The organism is Pseudarthrobacter sp. CC4, assembly GCF_048957775.1.
GTDB lineage: Bacteria > Actinomycetota > Actinomycetes > Actinomycetales > Micrococcaceae > Arthrobacter.
The window spans coordinates 12,872-30,910 of the sequence record NZ_JARCCZ010000019.1 but is presented as its reverse complement, the minus strand read 5'-3'; the positions used below and the strand labels follow the sequence as shown (position 1 = coordinate 30,910).

Here is an 18,039-nt window from a genome sequence, read left to right as displayed (position 1 = left end):
CTTTGTCTGTATGAGGGACGGCCGGCAGGGTCAGGCCGTGGCCATGGAGTCCTGGAGGCAGCGAAGGTGATACAGGGCTGATTCCTTGTTGATTTCGACCATGTCGTAAGTGATGACCTGGTCCTTTTCGACGTCGCGGGTGAGCTTTGCGTTCGTGAGCAGTCCGAGGGGAACTACGTTCTCCTGTTTGCACGTCTCGTAGTCGTCCACCAGGGAATACACGGCGAACCCGCCGGCACCGTCGATGGTCTCGCCCTTCCTGAGGGGCTTCTTGGCGGCTGCGAAGACTTCCGACACCAGACCGTATTTGGGGAACACGGTGGGCTCACCGAAGTCGACCGCTTGGACGATGGAGAGAGGGATCTCGTTGGTCACCAGGTGGTAGGGGGTGTACATGACGTAGTAACCGTTGTCGCCGTAAACGTCCAAGTAGTCGAGGTCTTCACGGATCTGCTGATTGTCGGTGTAGATGACCATGAAGACGCCGGGGGTAACCGAGCGGAAAAAGTCGATGCTGCCGTCGTCGTTCTTGAGGGGGCGCGCATAGTCAATGACACCCGTGCCGTTGAGTTCGCCGCCTTCGGCCTTAGGGCGGAAGAACCGGCAGATTTCCTCGACACCAGCCACAGGCCCATGCATGCCGCGGACATCTGCTCTGAGTCCCGTGTAATTAGATACGGCTGCCATCTCGATCATGGTTTTGGTGGCATCCCGGAATGTGACGAGGAAGTGGGGGTTGATTTTCAAGCGCTCTGCATCCGCCCGCACGCTGTCAGGGGTGGCGTAGCGGTCGTATTCGCCGATGCTGGAGGGGGACTTGCCGGTGGCAATGACCTTAAATCCCAGGGATGTGTATCGATCGTAGAGCTCACCGATCAGCCCAGGCTCATCGCCGGACGACACCGTGTATACGACTCCGCTGCGGTCGGCCATTGAGGTAAGGATCGGACCGACAACGACGTCTGTCTCCACGTTGAGCATGACGACGTGGATGTGGTTGAGGATTGATTGCATGGCGACCTCGGCACCGACTTCGGGCACTCCGGTTGATTCGACGATGACGTCAACGCCGATCTCGAGCAGCAGCCGCCAGTCGTTGGTGACGATGCGCTGTCCCTGGCTGATCAGGCGCTTTGCGTCCGCTGCTTCATTGCATACGGTGACGAGCTGGGGTTTCACCTCCGACTTCTCGAATGCCTCAACTGCACGATCGGTGTTGATGTCCGCGATGGCGGTGACCTCCATACCGGGCATCTGTCCGATCTGACAGATGGCTCCGGTGCCCATCCGGCCTGAACCTACGAATCCCACACGGATTGGATTACCTTGGGCTGCGCGGGCGGCGAGTTTGTTCTTTAGCAGTGCTGACATGGTAATTTTCTTTCTTTCGGCGGTTCTTGTGGATGTTTAGAGCGAAATACCCCAGGACCCTCTCGATATCTGGAATCCCACGTTGGGGCGGGCAGTCACTACAGGCACGTAGTGACCTCGCTGGATTTCGTTGAGTCTGGAGATGATTTCGCCGCTGGTCACCGACAAATCCTGGTTGTCTGCGGTGATGTCAAACACTTTGTGGGTGCTGGGCGTGGTTCCGGTGCCGATCTGAAGGACCGGAAGCATCCGGTGCGGTTGGACAGGGCGCTGGTTGGCAAAAACGAGGAGAGCTTCGGCGCCGGTGGCGCCCAGCCCGGTCGAGATCTCTAGCCAGTCCGACGTGCTGGCCTGCATGACATGCAGGCCAGCTGCCTCGACTGATCCCGAATAGGGAATCGTCGGCCCGGCGACATCGATTTGGAGTTCCATTAGGAACGTCTCCGAAGTCAGCAGATGGTCGGTTTCGCTTACGATGACGCTGGTTCCTTCGGCAAGCAGGCGTTGGACAAGGTCAGCTGCCATTCCAGCCACCGTTTCGCTGGGTGTGGTCGCTGTTGCCAGGCCGATGATGCGGCTGGCCGGTGCACCTGGTACATCGGGGCTGACTGCATGTCCGCGGATATGTTCTTGGATAAGGTCGCCGACGATGCCCGACACTGCCGTGATGCCTCCAGAATTCTGGATCCCGGCCCATCCGAAGTGTGTTGTATCAACTCCACGGCGCCTCAAACTGTCTTTGAAGAAGTCGTTGTGGGTCTTCTCGCATCCATGCTCAAGGAAGATGGTGTGAGAGACAGCCGGGTGCATCGCGTAGCCGAGTATCGTCCGGGTATAGATTTCCTCTGCGTCACCTCCGGAGACGCCGCATCCCTCCGTGTGTGGCAGGGCGACCACTTCCCATGCGTTTGACCCTGCATCCGCGAGAGATGCGTTCATCTTGGCGGCGATCTGCTCGGCGACCTGGCCTGAACACAGGCTCGTTGGCAGGATCTCGATAGTCCGCCTGCGCTCCGTTCCGGAGCCATAATTGTTTGAGAAATCTGCCGGGACCGCGCTTTGTTGCGCGGCAGGGAGGAGGGGTTCCCCGGAGCAGATTGTGGAATAGCCGAGTTTTGCGTCCGTGGTCCGGCTGCCATCCTGTCGCCAATCCCTCCAAATTTGGACCTGTGACTGTCCGGTGTACTCGCCTTTGCTCTTTTCACCAGAGGCAATGCGGCAGGTGAGATCCAACAACTGTTGTGCGGTGTCTTCTTGTCCCAGCCCATTGAGTAGCAGGCCGGCGTTGAAGTCCATGTCCGTTTCGAGCAGGGCAAAGCGTTCGTTCGTGGTCACGATCTTGATTGTGGGAACGAACGGGAAGTTGGTGATCGAACCGTTTCCGGTGGTGAAAAGGATCAGGTTTGCTCCGGCCGCGACCTGACCTGCGATGCTTTCCAAGTCGTTACCGGGGCTGTCCATGAAGTAGTAACCAGGAAGCTCCATGCGTTCTCCGTACGCGATGACGTGCTCGAGCGCGGTGTTGGGGTCCTTTTTTCGTCCAGCGCCCAGCGATTTCAGCGTGATGTTGTAGAGACCGCGGTAGAGGTTGCCTCCTGAAACATTGCCTTCAGCGGTCTGGCCGTGGCGTCGGGCATAATCTTTGAAGTTGTTGAGTTTGGCCAGGAACTCTTCTGCGATGTTTCGGTCAGCTACCTTGGCCAGCACGTGCTCTTCGGCGCCGATAAGTTCGTCGGTCTCGGCGAGGTTTGCCGTGGCGCCGGCCTGCAGCAGCTTCTCGACCACGGCGCCGAGCAAGGGATTGGCTGTCACCCCGGAGAAGGCGTCCGAACCGCCGCACTGCAGCCCCACTTTCAGTCCTTCAAACGGCGCGGGCTCGCGCACACACTTCGCGGCACCATCAAGGAGCGGCCGGACGAGTGCTGTCAGCGCCGAAACGGATTCGCCGGAATCATCGTCGCTGACGAAGTACCGGATCTTGCTCTCAAGATGGGCGTTCCCGAAAGAATTGAGCTGGTGGAGCAGTTCGGCATTTGAAACGGGTGAATCGGGGTCGTTCACGAACACAGCAGCTGCGATGTTCGGATTTACAGCAAACCCGGCCAACGTCCTGAGAAGCAGGGCCTTGTTGTGCATGACTCCGGAACTGCCGCCTTCAGTGTGGACGACGGGCGTGAGGGCGTCGACGTTCTCCAAGCCACGCACGTAACCCTGGAGATCGTCCGTAGCCGCCAGTACCAGAGACCGGGCGCGTGAAGTGACACCAATAATCGCGACGTCGTTCCTAGTGCCCCAACCGCGACCGGGACCTCGGTAATATCCCATGAACGCCGGACCGGAATCCTGCTTGCGCTCGTTCTTGGCCAGGGTCTGCCGCTGCGGGAGCGTTTGTTCCCTGGTGCTGTCCCTGTCCGTAAAATTTACGCTAAGACCAAGAGGGTAGTCCTGGGGGTTCCGCATCGTCAGGACATCTTTCATCCGTTCGTTACAAAGATATTCTCCAGGATTGATATCAACGGATGCGTAGCCGAACGGATAACCCCAAGAAAGCACCTCTTCATCCTTCTGAATTCTCTTGACGCACAAGCGATGGCCCTTGGGAATAGCCGTTTTGACGGCGAGCAGCTGACCGTCAATTTCGATGAGATCGCCAGCTTCAATTCGTTCAGTCGCGATGGCTGCGTTGTCTGCGGCCGCGGGCAGAAGGAACCGCGGCGTCGTGTTCTTCTGCTGGCTGTTAATGGGGCCTGATTGGCCGCACGTATTCATGCTCACGCTTCCTCCATTGGAAATTTCATCGCGTTGTCTTAGCGGGCCCGGCTCCCCCCTCGCCTGAGGCAGCAAAAGGCGGTAAACCTAGTCGCTTGGTAGATCACTGGAAAATTGGCTTGCGGGCCTTGGGCGCTGTAATGCTGGGGAACCAACTGCGTGGGTTCGAACGCGGATCTGGGTGTTATTTCTGCTGAAATCGGAGACTGATCGCCATCGTTACTGCGGCATTCATCAGTTCCGGTGTATATCCGGCGTCGATGGCCGCAAGCACGCCCTTGGCCGTGTGTGAATAGTGGCCGGCGAGTAGTTCTGCTGCCGCTGCCGGGTTTCCCTCGACTAGGGCATTAAAAATGCTTTGGTGATCCACCTGGCTCTGGTTCCAGTTTGTATCAGACTCATTGACGTAGATCCTGCGGTATCGCTCAGCATGGTCAAAATTCTGACGAATGGATTTGCAAAACCTATCGCTTACGCCATCGACCAGGCTCATGTGAAAGATGCGGTGATGATTAGCCCAGCGCACATAATCGTGGTCGCCAATCGCAGATTGCATGCCCTCCAAGTGCTCGCGCGAACGGTCAAGGCGGTCCTGATCGGCTTTCTGCACCGACGTAAAAATTGCAAGTGATTCCTGCTGGATCCGTAATGCATAGAGTGCGTCCAAATCCTCCGGCGAAACGTTGGCCACCGTCACCTTCTTGTTCACTTCCACGGTGGCGAGGCCCTCATGCTCCAACAGACGGAGTGCCTCACGCAGCGGAGTACGGCTCACGCCAAGATGCTTGGCAAGCTGGACCTGGCTAATGGTGGAGTCCGCGGGAATCGCATTGGTAAGTATCGCCTCCCTCAGCTGACGGTGGGCGAACGAAACTAGCTTCCGGGGTTCAGCAGCGGTGTCACCGGCTACTGCTTCCATTGATGTTTCAGCCATCTCGACCTTGCCGCCTTCCGATGAATGCCGCACTCGCATGCAAAGCTTCATGCCAAACTGTATACACTTTCTAGCTCCGAGTTTGACACATCATGTCTTTACGCGCAAGCCCTCTGTGCTGCAACAGGGGGCGCGAGTGGCATCGCCAGCATCTGTGCGGATCCAGTCCGAGCTAGACCCGTAGGCCCATAGATCGGGTACCGCTAGAAGGTCGCGGAGCTGGGCGTGGCAGTGGGAATCTCCCTCGCATGCTGATTCAACAAATCGAAGCCGGATGAGTGCGGTAAAGCGCTTGAATGCCTCTGACATGGGCTGCCCTTCCGTATGAGCCTGGTGAGAATATGTTGAGCTGCTGCCGTAGTGCTGCCCCGGTCGCAGGCAGTGTTTGATGGGGTATCGAGGGCGAAAACGGCTGCTGATAAGAGCGCTGCGCTGACAACTCACTGCTCCTGGTACTCGGTTTGATTGCTAAGGGCTGACTTTCTGGCCGTGATGTTTAAGCCGAGCCAACTGTATACAGTTGTCTGGCTTTGATATGGCGCGTCATCTATAGATCTGCCCGAGGACTTGATCACGCGGCTCGACGATAAACGCGCCGGCACTGTGCTGGGCATGCAAGTCTTGATGCACTGAACCGACGAATGTGGTCAATCAAACTCAAACGAAACGAGCGCGGACAACCAGTCGAAGACGAGGCCCCTTCATGTCTTATGAAGCGCAAGCGGCAAGTGGCGCTACCTCGGCCGCCGTTCCCGCATGCCGGGCCGCCAGGGGATCGGTTGTGGGCGACAAGTAGGAGTTGTTGAACTGCCTGCTCTTCGCGTCTACTGGTCTCTGATGTCAGCTTTGGATATTGAGTAACTGGACAAGTAGTCAGAGTTCGTTGCCCCAGCTGGTGACATCGACCCGGCGCCTCGCCAAGCCCTGCGCTTCAGCGTCCGTGGCAGGCGCTTTTCTTCTTGCCGCCAAAAGTGCCAGGTCATGGATCAGCTGTTGCACTTCACGTTCGCGGCGAGACTGAGCGGGTTGCCGCGCTGGCGAGCTTTCAGGTCGACCCTGATTCGAAGGTTCAGGACATGATGAAGGCTGTGTCGTCAGGTGCTCAGCAGCAAACGGATCGAAGAAAACGACGGGCTCCATGTAAGTCATTTCAATGCTCCCTCGAGCTCAGATGGGGGGTGTACTCCGAAACTGCGGGGGTGGGGCATGCATGTTTTTCATCCAAACCCCACACTGCCCACACCCGTCAGTTGCCAGAGGAACGGGTGAAGGCCCGCCAACCAGTTGCCAGAGCCGGCTCGCGGGAGACGCACCCCGCCTGGGAAGGGTTAGCTGGCGTAGGGGTCGGCGACGCCGATGTATTGGGTGGTGGTGTATTCGGCGATACCTTCTGATCCGCCTTCGCGTCCCAGACCGGATTGTTTGACACCTCCGAAGGGCGCGGCGGCGTTGGAGATAACGCCGGCGTTGAAGCCGACCATGCCGAACTCGATCTGCTCTGCTACGCGCAGGAGGCGGTTGAAGTCGCGGCTGTAGAGGTAGGAGGCGAGGCCGTATTCGCTGGCGTTGGCGAGCCGGATGGCGTCTTCCTCGGTACTGAAGGTGGTGACGGGCGCTACGGGCCCGAAGATTTCCTGGCCCAGGATCGCGGCGTCGTTGGGAACGTCCGCAAGGACGGTGGGCTGGTAGAAGTAGCCGGGCCCGTCTACGGGGGCGCCGCCGGTAACGGCCACTGCTCCGGCGTCGACGGCGGCCCTCACCAGGGCGTGCACGTCATCCCGGGCACCGCCATCGATCAGCGGACCTACCTTTGTTGCGGGCTCGGTGCCACGTCCGGTGATCAGGGCGCCCATCGCGGCAGCGAACTTGGTGGTGAACTCGTGTGCGACGGAGTTCTGAACGAGGAAGCGGTTGGCTGCGGTGCAGGCTTCGCCCATGTTCCGCATCTTGGCCGCTACGGCGCCTTCGACGGCGGCGTCGAGGTCGGCGTCTTCGAACACGATGAAGGGTGCGTTCCCGCCCAGTTCCATCGAGGTGCGCAGCACGTTCTGCGCGGCGTCGGCCATGAGCCGTTTGCCGACCGGGGTGGAGCCGGTGAAGGAGACTTTCCGCAGCCGCGAATCCTTCAACAGCGGCCCGGAGATCCCGGAGGCTGACGAGGAAGAGACGACGTTGAGGACGCCGGCGGGCAGTCCGGCATCGAGCATGGTCTGGGCGAAGTATTGCGCGGTGAGCGGGGTGAGTTTGGCGGGTTTGAGGACCATGGTGCAGCCGGCGGCGACGGCGGGTGCGACTTTGCGGGTGGCCATGGCCAGTGGGAAGTTCCAAGGGGTGATGAGAAGGCAGGGGCCGACGGGTTTGTGCTGAACCAGGATCTTGTTTTTGCCTTCGGGGGTGGTGAGGTAGCGGCCGTAGTCCCGGACGGTTTCCTCGGAGAACCAGCGCAGAAACTCGGCGCCGTAGGTGACTTCGCCGCGGGCTTCGGCCAGCGGCTTGCCCATTTCCAGGGTCATCAACAGCGCGAAGTCCTCGGCCCGTTCGGTCACGAGGTCGAAGGCCAGGCGCAGGATGTCGGCACGGGTCCGGGGTGCGGTGCGGGCCCAGGAGGCTTGGGCGGCGTCAGCGGCGTCCAGCGCGGCGATCGCGTCCTCGCTCGTGGCGGAGGCGAGGGTGGCGAGGACCTGCCCGGTGGCGGGGTCGTTCACGTCGAACGTGCCGCCGTCGGACGCGTCCCGCCACTCCCCATTGATCAGCAGGCCCGTGGGCACCGAGGCGAGCAGGGACGCCTCACGCTCCTGGGTGATGGCAGCGGAGATCTCGGAGACAGTCATGGAAAAATCCTTCGGAGGTGTCGGTTGCTTGCATTGCGTGCGGGTTCAACCGCGGTTTTTAGGCGCTGGCGCTGCACTTGAGGGGTGCGCCTAGTAGGCTTTGACCCTCTGCTCGACCACGAGGTGGATAAGTGCGAACACTTTGTCATGATCGATTGCCTGAAGTGCAGCGTCTATAGCAGCGGGAATTTCGGAATCATGTTGGACTTTTATGCCAAAACCTCCGAAGGCCTGGGCCATGAGCGCAAATTCAGGGTTTTTGAGCTGGGTGCCTGAGACCCGGTGGGGGTAGTGCTTTTCCTGGTGGCTGCGGATGGTGCCGTATTCTTGGTTGTCCATCACAATCACCAACGGAGTTGCCCCATATTGGGCAGCTGTGGCAAGTTCTTGTCCGTTCATGAGGAACTCGCCGTCTCCAGCGATGGTGACGACCCGTCTGCCGGGGTATTCCAGGGAGGCTGCGATCGCGGAGGGAACGGAATACCCCATGGAGCCGTTCCGGGCGCTGATCATGGACGCGTAGCGCTGCGTGGGAAAGTAGCGGTGTGCCCAGTTGGTGTGCTCGCCCGCCCCTAACGTGATCATGGCGTCCCGAGGCAGCGTGGGCACAAGGTTCGCCATCAATGTATCCATCCGTGCCTGGCCGGAAGAGGGTGTGGCCGGGGGCAGCGCTGCGAAGGATTCCTGTTCAGCGCGCATTTTGGCCGTCCACTTCGTCCATTCGTCTTTGACGGGAAGGTTGATCTTAGCCAAGTCCCGGATGAAAACCTCCGGTTTGGCGACGATTTGGTAGGAAACTGGACCGGAACGGCCGCGGAGCGAGGGGTCGATGGTGACGAGGAAGTTCTTCTTGTTCCAATCCTGCCGACAGACGAAGCCGTCCGTTATAACGTCCCCGGGGACGGTGCCCACAAAAACCAGCAAGTCCGTTTCTTCGAGTAGGTCATATGTTGGGCGGGGCCGCCCGTAACCTATGGGGCCAACGTAGGACGGTGAGTCGAACGGGACCGTGCCCTCGGTGCGCCACTCAGCTGCCGCGGGAATGTGGTGCTTTTCCAGCCACCCTGTGAGGCGGTCGGCGCATTCCTGGGTCCAGTCGTTCCCGCCTGTGACAAAGAGCGGCTTTTTGGACGCGGCAAGGGCGTCAGACAGTGCAGCTGCGTCCGTTGTTGTCATCCCCCCAGCAGCTACCGGGATGGGAGGGTGCAGTTCGGAGGAGATCTGCTCACGGATGACGTCTTCGGGGAGACCGACCACCACTGGACCTGGCCGACCGCTCATAGCCGCGAACATGGCTTCAGCGACGATTTCAGAGGCACGTTCCGCGTGGTCAAGGACCATGACGCGCTTGGCGCCGCTATCGAACCACGCCTTGATGTCGAACTCCTGGAAGGCTTCGCGGTCTCGGTGTGCGAATGGGATTAGACCCACAAAAAGCACCATTGGGGTGGAATCCTGCCAAGACGTATGCAAGCCCACGTGTGCATTTGCTGCCCCCGGCCCACGGGTAACCATAGCGATGCCCGGAAGTTGGTGCATCTTGCCGTCGGCTTCCGCCATGTAGCTTGCCCCGCCTTCGTGACGGCAAACAACCGTCTCGATTTCAGAGTCGTAAAGCCCGTCAAGGACATCAAGGAAACTTTCGCCGGGCACCACATGGGCACGTTTGACTCCATGGGCGACGAGCGTGTCCACGATAACGTGCCCTGCCGATTTCAGGTTCGGCGCCTGTTCATGGGTAGTGAGCGCGGTTTGGTCCGCTAGGGTCTGCGTCATTGCTAAGTGCCTTTTTGTGGTCGATTTCGGATGAAGGTGGCGTGAGACCCTCCGGAGTCATTCGGTGTGGGGGAGACGACTCTGTTCCGGAAGGCGGCGACAATACCAAACGGTCGGTACGCCGGTGTTATGCCTGAAGATTTGCAGGTTGGTTAGGAAGTTTGTGGCCTTTTTTGCTCGAGGCTTCTGCCCACAACCGACCGGCCCGGTATGAGGAACGAACTAAGGGTCCGCTCATGACCCCTAGGAATCCGATTTCCTCTGCCTCTCTACGAAGGTCGACGAATTCCTCGGGTTTGACCCAGCGGGCAACAGGATGGTGCCTGGGGCTTGGGCGTAGGTACTGATTTATGGTGATCAGATCGCATCCCGCCTCATGCAGTTCCTGTAGCGTTTCGGATATCTCCTGACGGGTCTCGCCCATGCCCAGTATGAGATTGGACTTTGTGACCATGTTGTTCTCTTGGCCTTGCCGGATGACATCCAGGGATCGCTCATAGCGGAAGGCGGGACGAATCGACTTGAAAATCCGTGGGACTGTTTCCACGTTGTGAGCGAAAACTTCGGGGCGGGCGTCGATGACCTGTTGGATGAGCGGGCGGTGCCCGGTGAAGTCAGGAATGAGTATTTCCACACCGGTTCCCGGGTTTAGAGAATGGATCTGGCGGATGGTTTCGGCGTATAGCCAGGCTCCCTCGTCGGCCTGATCGTCCCGGGCGACTCCAGTGACTGTGGCGTATTTTAGGCCCATGGTCCGCACAGACTCCGCGACTTTAACCGGTTCCGTCAGATCAAGCGGGTCCGGCTTTCCCGTATCGATTTGGCAGAAGTCGCAGCGTCTCGTGCATTGCGAGCCGCCGATCAGGAACGTTGCTTCTTTGTCTTCCCAGCACTCGAAAATGTTGGGGCACCCCGCCTCCTCGCAAACCGTGTGGAGGCCTTCACGATGCACCAGTTTCTTTAGTCCAACGAAACTCGGCCCGGTCTTGACCCTACTTCTCATCCACTCGGGTTTGCGTTCGAGAGGTGTAGCGGCGTTGCGCGCTTCCACGCGCAGCAAACGCCGGCCTTCTGGCACCACACTCACGTTCGTACTCCTTATTGCTTCTTTGGTTTATGCCTGGCCGTCATTGCGGCGATCAAGTCGTGGGCTGAGGCATGCCTGCAGATACAGCTGCCGGAATCCTACGGTTCGGGAGGGCGTACGAGCGCAGTACGGCCGTCGAGGTCTCGGGCCATGAGCGGGCTGCCCAAGTATCAAAATCCACAGTCGAAAGTGCAGCGCAAGCCAGTCCTGCATCGCGGTCCACCCACAGGAAGCTGCCGCTGACGCCGAAATGTCCGAAGGCTGTGGGCGAGTTATCCGGGCTGGTCCAGTGGGGAGACTTGGTCCCTCGGATCTCAGCTCCTGCACCCCAGTCATTGTCGGCATGGTGTCCAAAGCCTGGAAGGAAGCCGGACAAGCCAGGGAAGGCGAGGGATGAGAGCCTCTCTACAGAGCCAGGAAACAACATCGGCTGCAGCAGCTCCTGAGCCAGCAGCGCCACATCAGCAATTGTCCCTTCAGCGCCTTTGGACGGTGCGCCGCGCAGTGTGGTGTGCCGCATGCCCAAAGGCTCCAGTACTCGGTCCCACATTTCGTCCTTGAAATCTTTGCCGCTCGTGGCAGTAAGGTGTGCGGCGGCAATGTCGATCCCTGCGTTGGAGTAAATTCTTCGGGATCCGGCGGGGGCTTTAACCCTCCCGTCTTCGAAGTTCACACCTGAAGCGTGCGCCAACAGGTGGAGAACAGTGGAACCTTTAGGTCCGGCTGGATCAGTGAGTGAGATGGCACCGCTCTCCGCAGCGTCCAGCACGGTCAGAGCAGTCAGTAGCTTCGTGACAGAGGCAAAGCGATAAACTCGACCGGAATCGTGACAACCGAGAATCCCTTGTTCTCCGACCACTGCCAGAGACGGATCCCCGGGCCAGTTTTGCAGATGCGTCAGGACTTTGCCGGCCAGGGGAGGGCCGTCGTTGGCGTTTGGCGCGGGCATTGGGTACCTTTCCGATGTTGGCTGTAATGTGAAATGGGATGTGAGTAGGGTGCCCGTCAGGCCGAGCCCGCTGGATCTGGCATCCCCTCTATGCTGGCGACTCGTCGTCAAGTTTTAGGGAACGGAAGGCCGCCGCACGGCATCCCTTGCAGCCGGACCGCTGAGATGCCGTCCACTTTGAGGAAGAACCTGCGTTCGCCGTCGTCCTGTTGGATCAGCCAGAGTCCGCTGCCGTCAGGCATCACGTCATCAACCCAGCCAGATGCTATTCGTTGGCAATCCTGGATGAGCGCGATCTGCGTTCCCCTTTGAATCCTTCCCCAATTCATGACGGATTGCTTTCCATGAAAGCTACCGCCGGTCCGTGTTGTGATCGGCGACATCGGCCTGTCGATATCCATGTCTTTTTCCTTTGGGACGGTCAGGTGGCAGTGCCGCCTCTGTGATGCTCGGGGCTTGAAAGGGGTAATGCACACGGAACGTGTTGCCTTGCTTTGCGCCCTAGTGGTCCTTGGCCGCCGACAGGCGTGTGCAGGAGATCGCGATCAATGATGAAGGTGCATTCGCTGGAGGATGGTGGCCGCAATTTCCTCCACCGACATGCTTGCTGAGTTGACGTAGGGGATCTTCTTTGCAAGATACATTTCCTCCGCCTCGCGCACTTCGTATCGGCACTGCCGCAAGGAGGCATACTTTGATTCGCGGCGGCGTTCGCTGCGGATTTGGCTCAGCCGTACCGGGTCAGAAGTTAACCCAAAGCACTTGCTGAGATGTGGAAGCAGCAGGGGTGGAAGCATGCCCCGTTCGAAGTCTTCTTCTACGAGCGGGAAGTTGGCAGCAAGGAGGCCATGCTGCAGCGCGAGATACATCGTGGTAGGAGTCTTCCCGCAGCGGGACGGTGCCAGAAGAATCAATTCAGCATGCTCCAGCGCGCGGATTGACTGACCGTCATCGTGCTCGAGAGCATACTCGACGGCAGCCATCCTGGATTGGTATCTAGCGACATTCCCAAGACCATGCGCTTGCCCGGGCTCACCGCTAGCGGGGCTGTTTAGCGTTGCTTCAAGTCCTCCGATATGGGTCCCGAAGAAATCGATAAGCAGCCCCCCGCTGCGGCTGAGGATTGCCCGTATCTCGCTGTTGACGGCTGTGGAGAAGACGATTGGGCGCGGCCCGATGTCAGCCAGGCCGTCAATCCTGGCAACCGCTTCAATTGCTTGTTCCTGTGACGTGACGAAGGGAATGGTGTCCCTGTCAAATCGTTCTTGAGGGAATTGGGTGAGAAGCGTATTGCCGAGGGTCTCCGCAGTGATCCCCGTACTGTCCGAGAGAAAAAACACTGGTCGTGCGAGTGGATGGTTCACATGGTTTCCTTGGGGAGCAGGAGCGCTACTCAGCGACGGGCAATCAGCTAGACAGTCGTGAGTGGTCTGACCTTGATGGCAGCAATCCGCGCCCTGGTTTCCACAACGCTGTCAGGGTTCAAGGAGAGAGAATCTATCCCCTGGGCCACGAGCCATTCAGCGAAGTCGGGGTGATCGCTGGGCCCTTGGCCGCATATCCCGACGTATTTGCCCTGTGCTTTGCAACTTTGGATGGCAAGGCTGATCAGGTGTTTTACGGCCTGGTTTCTTTCGTCGAAGCTTTCGGCAACCAGCGCTGAATCCCGGTCGAGTCCAAGCGTGAGCTGGGTCAGGTCGTTGGAGCCGATGGAGAATCCGTCGAAGTGTTCGAGGAATTCGTCGGCCATCAATGCGTTGACCGGGAGTTCGCACATCATGATCACTTCCAGGCCGTTCACACCACGGTTCAGCCCGTTGGCCGCCAGCAGGTCAACAACGGCGCGCGCCTCAGGCACCGTGCGGACGAAGGGGACCATTAGTTTGATGTTGGTTAGTCCCATGATGTCGCGCACGTACTTCACTGCCTGGCATTCAAGCTCGAAGGCGGCCTGGAAGTCGGAAGAGAGATAGCGCGCGGCTCCACGGAATCCGATCATCGGGTTTTCCTCTTCGGGCTCGTACTGGTTCCCGCCCAGAAGGTTCGCATATTCGTTGGACTTGAAGTCCGAGAGTCGGATGATTACCGGGTGTGGGGCGAATGCTGCCCCGAGCGTGGCGATGCCCTCGGCCAAACGCTGAATGTAGTAGTCCCGTGGGCCGGCGTAGGCTGCCGTTCTGCGTCGGATTTCGGCCATGGTGCTTTCCGGGATACCCGGCTGTTGCCCCGGGCCGCTTTCTTCCATCGCAAGCAATATCTTGGGATGGATGCCGATTTGACGATTGATGATGAATTCCAGCCGGGCCAGCCCAACACCGGCGTGGGGTAACCGGGCGAAGCTGAATGCCTGCTCGGGGGTGCCGACGTTCATCATGATCTTTGTGGGCAGCTCGCCAGTTTCTTCTGCGGTATTTTCCTCTATCTCGAAGTCGAGCTTTCCTTGGAAAACGAGTCCCGTTTCTCCACTGGCGCAGGAGACTGTCACTTCCGTGCCCTCGGAGAGTGCAGTGGTTGCGTTGCCCGTGCCTACGATTGCAGGGATGCCCAGTTCCCGGGCGATGATAGCCGCATGGCAGGTGCGGCCGCCCCTGTTGGTGACGATGGCTGACGCCCGCTTCATGATCGGTTCCCAGTCAGGGTCGGTCATGTCTGCGACGAGTACCTCTCCCGGCTGAAACTGGGACATGTTCTCCAGCGAGCCGAGGACGCGGACGGTTCCGGCGCCGATGCGCTGTCCGATCGCGCGCCCTTCCAGGAGCACTTCACCCTGTTCCAACAGGCGGTACCTTGTCAGCAGTCCTGCCGGTTGCCGGGACTGGACCGTTTCAGGGCGTGCCTGGAGGATGTAAAGGCGTCCATCGGATCCATCTTTGCCCCATTCGATGTCCATGGGGCGTCCGTAGTGCTGTTCGATTTTGAGCGCTTGCCGGGCGAGTTCATGGATTTCGTCATCGCTGATGCTGAACCGGTCACGGAGTTCGGCTGGGACGTCAGTGAATTCGACGTTACGCCCTGATTCCGCTTCGGCGTAAACCATCTGCACAGCTTTCTCGCCGAGGCCTCGCTTCAGGATGGCGGGCCGGCCTTCCCGAAGGCCGGGTTTGTACACGTAAAACTCGTCAGGATTCACCGCACCCTGGACCACTGCTTCACCCAGCCCATACGACGAGGTGATGAAGACAGCTTCCTGGAATCCCGCCTCGGTGTCCATGGTGAACATAACACCCGATGCCGCAAGATCTGAGCGCACCATACGCTGCACACCAGCTGAAATGGCTACATCCGCGTGTGTGAAGCCGTGGTGGACCCGGTAGGCGATGGCGCGATCATTGTAGAGGGACGCAAAAACTTCCTTGACGGAAACCAGGATGTTGTCGATACCGGAAACGTTGAGGAACGTTTCTTGCTGCCCGGCGAACGAGGCATCAGGAAGGTCTTCTGCGGTCGCGCTCGAGCGTACGGCCCAAGAGACCTGGTCCTCCGAAGCTGCAGCCACAAGCGTCTGATACGCGTCCCGGATTTCTTTTTCGAAGGATTCGGGGAAGGGTGTTGCGTTGATCGCGGCCCTGATGCGGGCACCGCTGGCAGCCAAGGCTTCAACGTCAGTAACGTCCAAATCCCTGAGCTCTCGCTCGATCAGGTCCGTCAGACCCGCGGAGGCAAGGAAATGCCGGAAGGCATCAGCGGAGGTTGCAAAACCAGGAGGTATATTGACGCCGGCGGCGGTCAGGTTCTGAATCATCTCGCCAAGCGAGGCGTTCTTGCCTCCGACGCGATGCACGTCGTCCATGCCTACTTCCGAAAACCACAAAATATTTCCCACTGAGTTCCCTTGCCGGTTGCGTGTCTGAGCCCGGCATGCCCCCTCTGGGGTGCCGGAGCAGTTCGTTGTGTTTGTTTGGAAGATGGTGTTCCGGTCGCGCTTGGACACGGAACACCATCTTCCTTTCCTCCGGGGACCGCCAGGAGGTCGCGGCGGGGCTTGGCCACTCCGAAGACAGGTGAGCGGACCGTGCTACCCGGGGATGGGGGGCCTGAAGCTCGCCCCTACTTGATTGCGCCCAGTCGGGTTGGATCGGAAAGGATCTCCCTCAGGGTGTTGAGGTACCGCGCGGCGTCCGCCCCATCGGCGATCCGGTGATCTACGGTTAGGCCCACGGTGCAGCCTGTCCGCACACCGAAAGTGTCCTCGCCCGTGGCCATGACTTTCGGACCAACGGTGCCGCAGGAAATGGCCGTGGACTGACGGGGGGTCAGCAAGGCGTTGAACGAATCGACGCCGTAAGATCCGAGGTTCGAAAACACCGCAGTCCCTCCTGACAGGGCTGCCAGGCTGGTCTTTCCCTCGCGCACGGCCTGGGCGGTTGAGCGCACTTGCTCGTTCAACTCCAGGAGCGGGACCAGGTCCGGGTTGTGGAGCACTGGCGCCAAAAGGCCCCTTTCCGAATCAACGGCCAACCCGATGCCGATATGGGGATTCCGAACTACGTTCGAGTCCTCCCAGTAGTCATTCAGATGATGGTGCGTGCGCAGGGCGAGTGCCTGGGCCTTGATGAGAATGGTCGTCCAACTTGCCCCTCCAAGGAGAGTCTTGCGGACCTTGGCCAGTCTGCTGAGGTCCACATCCGCGTATGCGGTGAACTGGGGGATGATCGCGGACGCCGACATGACCTTCGCCACCTGGGTACGCATCCTCAGCCAGCCTTGGTCGACTCCTGTAACCGTCGCCGTCTGGGATGCCGGAACAACCTCCTGTGCTGGGCGCGCCGGCGTGGTGGGCTGGACCTGCTTGGGATGTACGGAGTTAGCAGAGAGTTGTTCGATGTCCTGGACGCGGACCGCGCCCCACGGACCGGTGCCTTTAACAGTTGCGAGATCGAGGTGGTCCTGCTCGGCCAGCCGGCGGGCGAGGGGGACGGCAGTTGGGCGGGAGACGGACGCCGGGGCGCTGTCCTGTGCGGGTTGAGCGGCCGGTGCCTCTGCGTTCTCGGGAACGGCCCCTCCGTCGGTCGCCTCGAGGGACGCCGTCGGTTCTGGCTGTCCGCCCAGGAGATCTCCAAACAGGTCTTCGGCCTCGGTGTTGATGAAAGCGATGGGGTCGCCAACTTTGATGACATCTTCGGGGGAGGCGACGATCCGGCTTAAGGTTCCGTCAACCGGGCTTTCAACCTCCATCTCCACCTTGTCCGTGGTGACCTCGCATACGGGCTCTCCGGCAGCGACGGCATCTCCGGCACCTTTGAACCAAGCGACCATGATGCCTTCTTCCATGGTCATGGACATCTTCGGCATGGTCAGTGGCATCTCGGCCATGTCACCACTCCTTTACCATCTGGAGCGCCGCCTTGACGATGTCGTCGGTTTGGGGCACCGACGCCTTCTCGAGTTGAGGGGCGTAAGGGATGGGGATGTCCAGTCCTGCGAGCCTCTTGATGGGCGCCCGCAGGTGAACGAACGCTTCCGACTCGGAGATGATGGCAGCGACTTCGGACATGAAACCCAGCGTCCGTACTGCTTCCTGAACCAGGAGGACACGTCCGGTCTCCATCACCGACTTCAGAATGGTCTCTTCATCCAGGGGTTTCAGGGTTCTGGGATCGATGACGGTTGCTTCGATGCCGGCGGCCGCCAGCTCTTCGGCTGCTTCAAGAGCGCGTGATACTTCGATGCCGGTTGCGAGGATTGTGATGTCCGACCCATGACGGCGTACCTTGGCGACGCCCAGGGGCGTGCGTTCGGCCGCTACCGGCACCGGGCCGCTGGTGCGGTACAGCAGTTTGTGCTCGATTACGATGACCGGGTTGGGGTCGTCAATGGCTGACAGGAGTAGGCCCTTCGCCTCAGCCGGTGTCGACGGCATGACGACTTTCAGGCCTGGGATGTGAGCAAACCACGCTTCAAGGCTCTGTGAGTGCTGTGCCGCAGCCCCCGTGCCCGATCCGCCCGGTGCCCGGATAACCAGGGGTACGTTGACCGCGCCGCCGAGCATGAAATGGATCTTGGCGGCCTGGTTGGCAATCTGGTCCATAGCCTGGGCCGTGAAATCAGAAAACTGGATTTCGACGATTGGTTTCATGCCGGTCATGGCAGCACCGACACCGGCGCCGACAGTGCCGAGTTCGCTGATGGTGGTGTCTCTCAGGCGCTCTTTGCCAACTTTCTTGATGAGCTCTCCAGTAACACCGAACGCACCGCCGTACACTCCAATGTCTTCACCCATCATGAAGACAGTGGGGTCTTCGTCCATGGCCTGTCCGAGCGCACTGCGGATTGCTTCGGAGTAGGTCATCGTCTGGACTTGTTGGTTGTGTTGTTCTACTGC

The 18,039-nt window shown here is 59.6% G+C and carries 13 protein-coding genes; all 13 read right to left on the bottom strand.

The features are described from left to right. Positions 1-30 precede the first annotated feature (30 nt). The 13 genes from PV768_RS13980 to PV768_RS13920 all read right to left on the bottom strand — a co-directional run bounded on the left by PV768_RS13980 (position 31) and on the right by PV768_RS13920 (position 18,006). On the bottom strand, positions 31-1,371 hold the full coding sequence (locus PV768_RS13980; protein WP_421093307.1) for an NAD(P)H-dependent oxidoreductase: 1,341 nt from the start codon (positions 1,369-1,371) through the stop codon (positions 31-33). 36 nt (positions 1,372-1,407) lie between these two features. Continuing rightward, a complete protein-coding gene (locus tag PV768_RS13975) occupies positions 1,408-4,140 on the bottom strand; it encodes a UxaA family hydrolase (protein WP_421093364.1) in 2,733 nt (910 codons plus the stop codon). A 184-nt stretch (positions 4,141-4,324) separates the two neighbouring features. After that, complete coding sequence (locus PV768_RS13970; RefSeq protein WP_421093306.1) at positions 4,325-5,125, bottom strand: GntR family transcriptional regulator; 801 nt, start codon at positions 5,123-5,125, stop codon at positions 4,325-4,327. Between the two features lie 822 nt (positions 5,126-5,947). After that, positions 5,948-6,223: a hypothetical protein gene (locus PV768_RS13965; RefSeq protein ID WP_421093305.1), complete on the bottom strand. Its 276-nt coding sequence runs from the start codon at positions 6,221-6,223 to the stop codon at positions 5,948-5,950. 179 nt (positions 6,224-6,402) lie between these two features. After that, on the bottom strand, positions 6,403-7,905 hold the full coding sequence (locus PV768_RS13960) for an NAD-dependent succinate-semialdehyde dehydrogenase (RefSeq protein WP_157238257.1): 1,503 nt from the start codon (positions 7,903-7,905) through the stop codon (positions 6,403-6,405). A gap of 90 nt (positions 7,906-7,995) precedes the next feature. Continuing rightward, on the bottom strand, positions 7,996-9,681 hold the full coding sequence (locus PV768_RS13955) for a thiamine pyrophosphate-dependent enzyme (protein WP_421093304.1): 1,686 nt from the start codon (positions 9,679-9,681) through the stop codon (positions 7,996-7,998). Between the two features lie 127 nt (positions 9,682-9,808). After that, positions 9,809-10,768 (bottom strand): lipoyl synthase, encoded by a 960-nt coding sequence (gene lipA / locus PV768_RS13950; protein ID WP_421093303.1) that lies wholly within the window; start codon positions 10,766-10,768, stop codon positions 9,809-9,811. Between the two features lie 52 nt (positions 10,769-10,820). Next, positions 10,821-11,717 carry a serine hydrolase domain-containing protein gene (locus PV768_RS13945; RefSeq protein WP_421093302.1) on the bottom strand — a complete coding sequence of 299 codons (897 nt, stop codon included), beginning with the start codon at positions 11,715-11,717 and terminating at the stop codon, positions 10,821-10,823. A gap of 107 nt (positions 11,718-11,824) precedes the next feature. Next, entirely contained in the window at positions 11,825-12,118 is a 294-nt protein-coding gene (locus PV768_RS13940; protein ID WP_421093301.1) for a hypothetical protein, read from the bottom strand. Between the two features lie 144 nt (positions 12,119-12,262). Continuing rightward, complete coding sequence (locus PV768_RS13935; protein WP_421093300.1) at positions 12,263-13,081, bottom strand: pyruvate, water dikinase regulatory protein; 819 nt, start codon at positions 13,079-13,081, stop codon at positions 12,263-12,265. A 47-nt stretch (positions 13,082-13,128) separates the two neighbouring features. Then, the gene (gene ppsA, locus PV768_RS13930; RefSeq protein WP_421093299.1) at positions 13,129-15,540 is read right to left on the bottom strand and encodes a phosphoenolpyruvate synthase; all 2,412 of its coding nucleotides are present in this window, start codon (positions 15,538-15,540) and stop codon (positions 13,129-13,131) included. Positions 15,541-15,764: 224 nt separating this feature from the next. Next, a complete protein-coding gene (locus PV768_RS13925) occupies positions 15,765-17,030 on the bottom strand; it encodes a dihydrolipoamide acetyltransferase family protein (RefSeq protein ID WP_421093298.1) in 1,266 nt (421 codons plus the stop codon). Between the two features lies 1 nt (position 17,031). After that, positions 17,032-18,006: an alpha-ketoacid dehydrogenase subunit beta gene (locus PV768_RS13920; protein WP_104997760.1), complete on the bottom strand. Its 975-nt coding sequence runs from the start codon at positions 18,004-18,006 to the stop codon at positions 17,032-17,034. Positions 18,007-18,039: the final 33 nt, after the last annotated feature.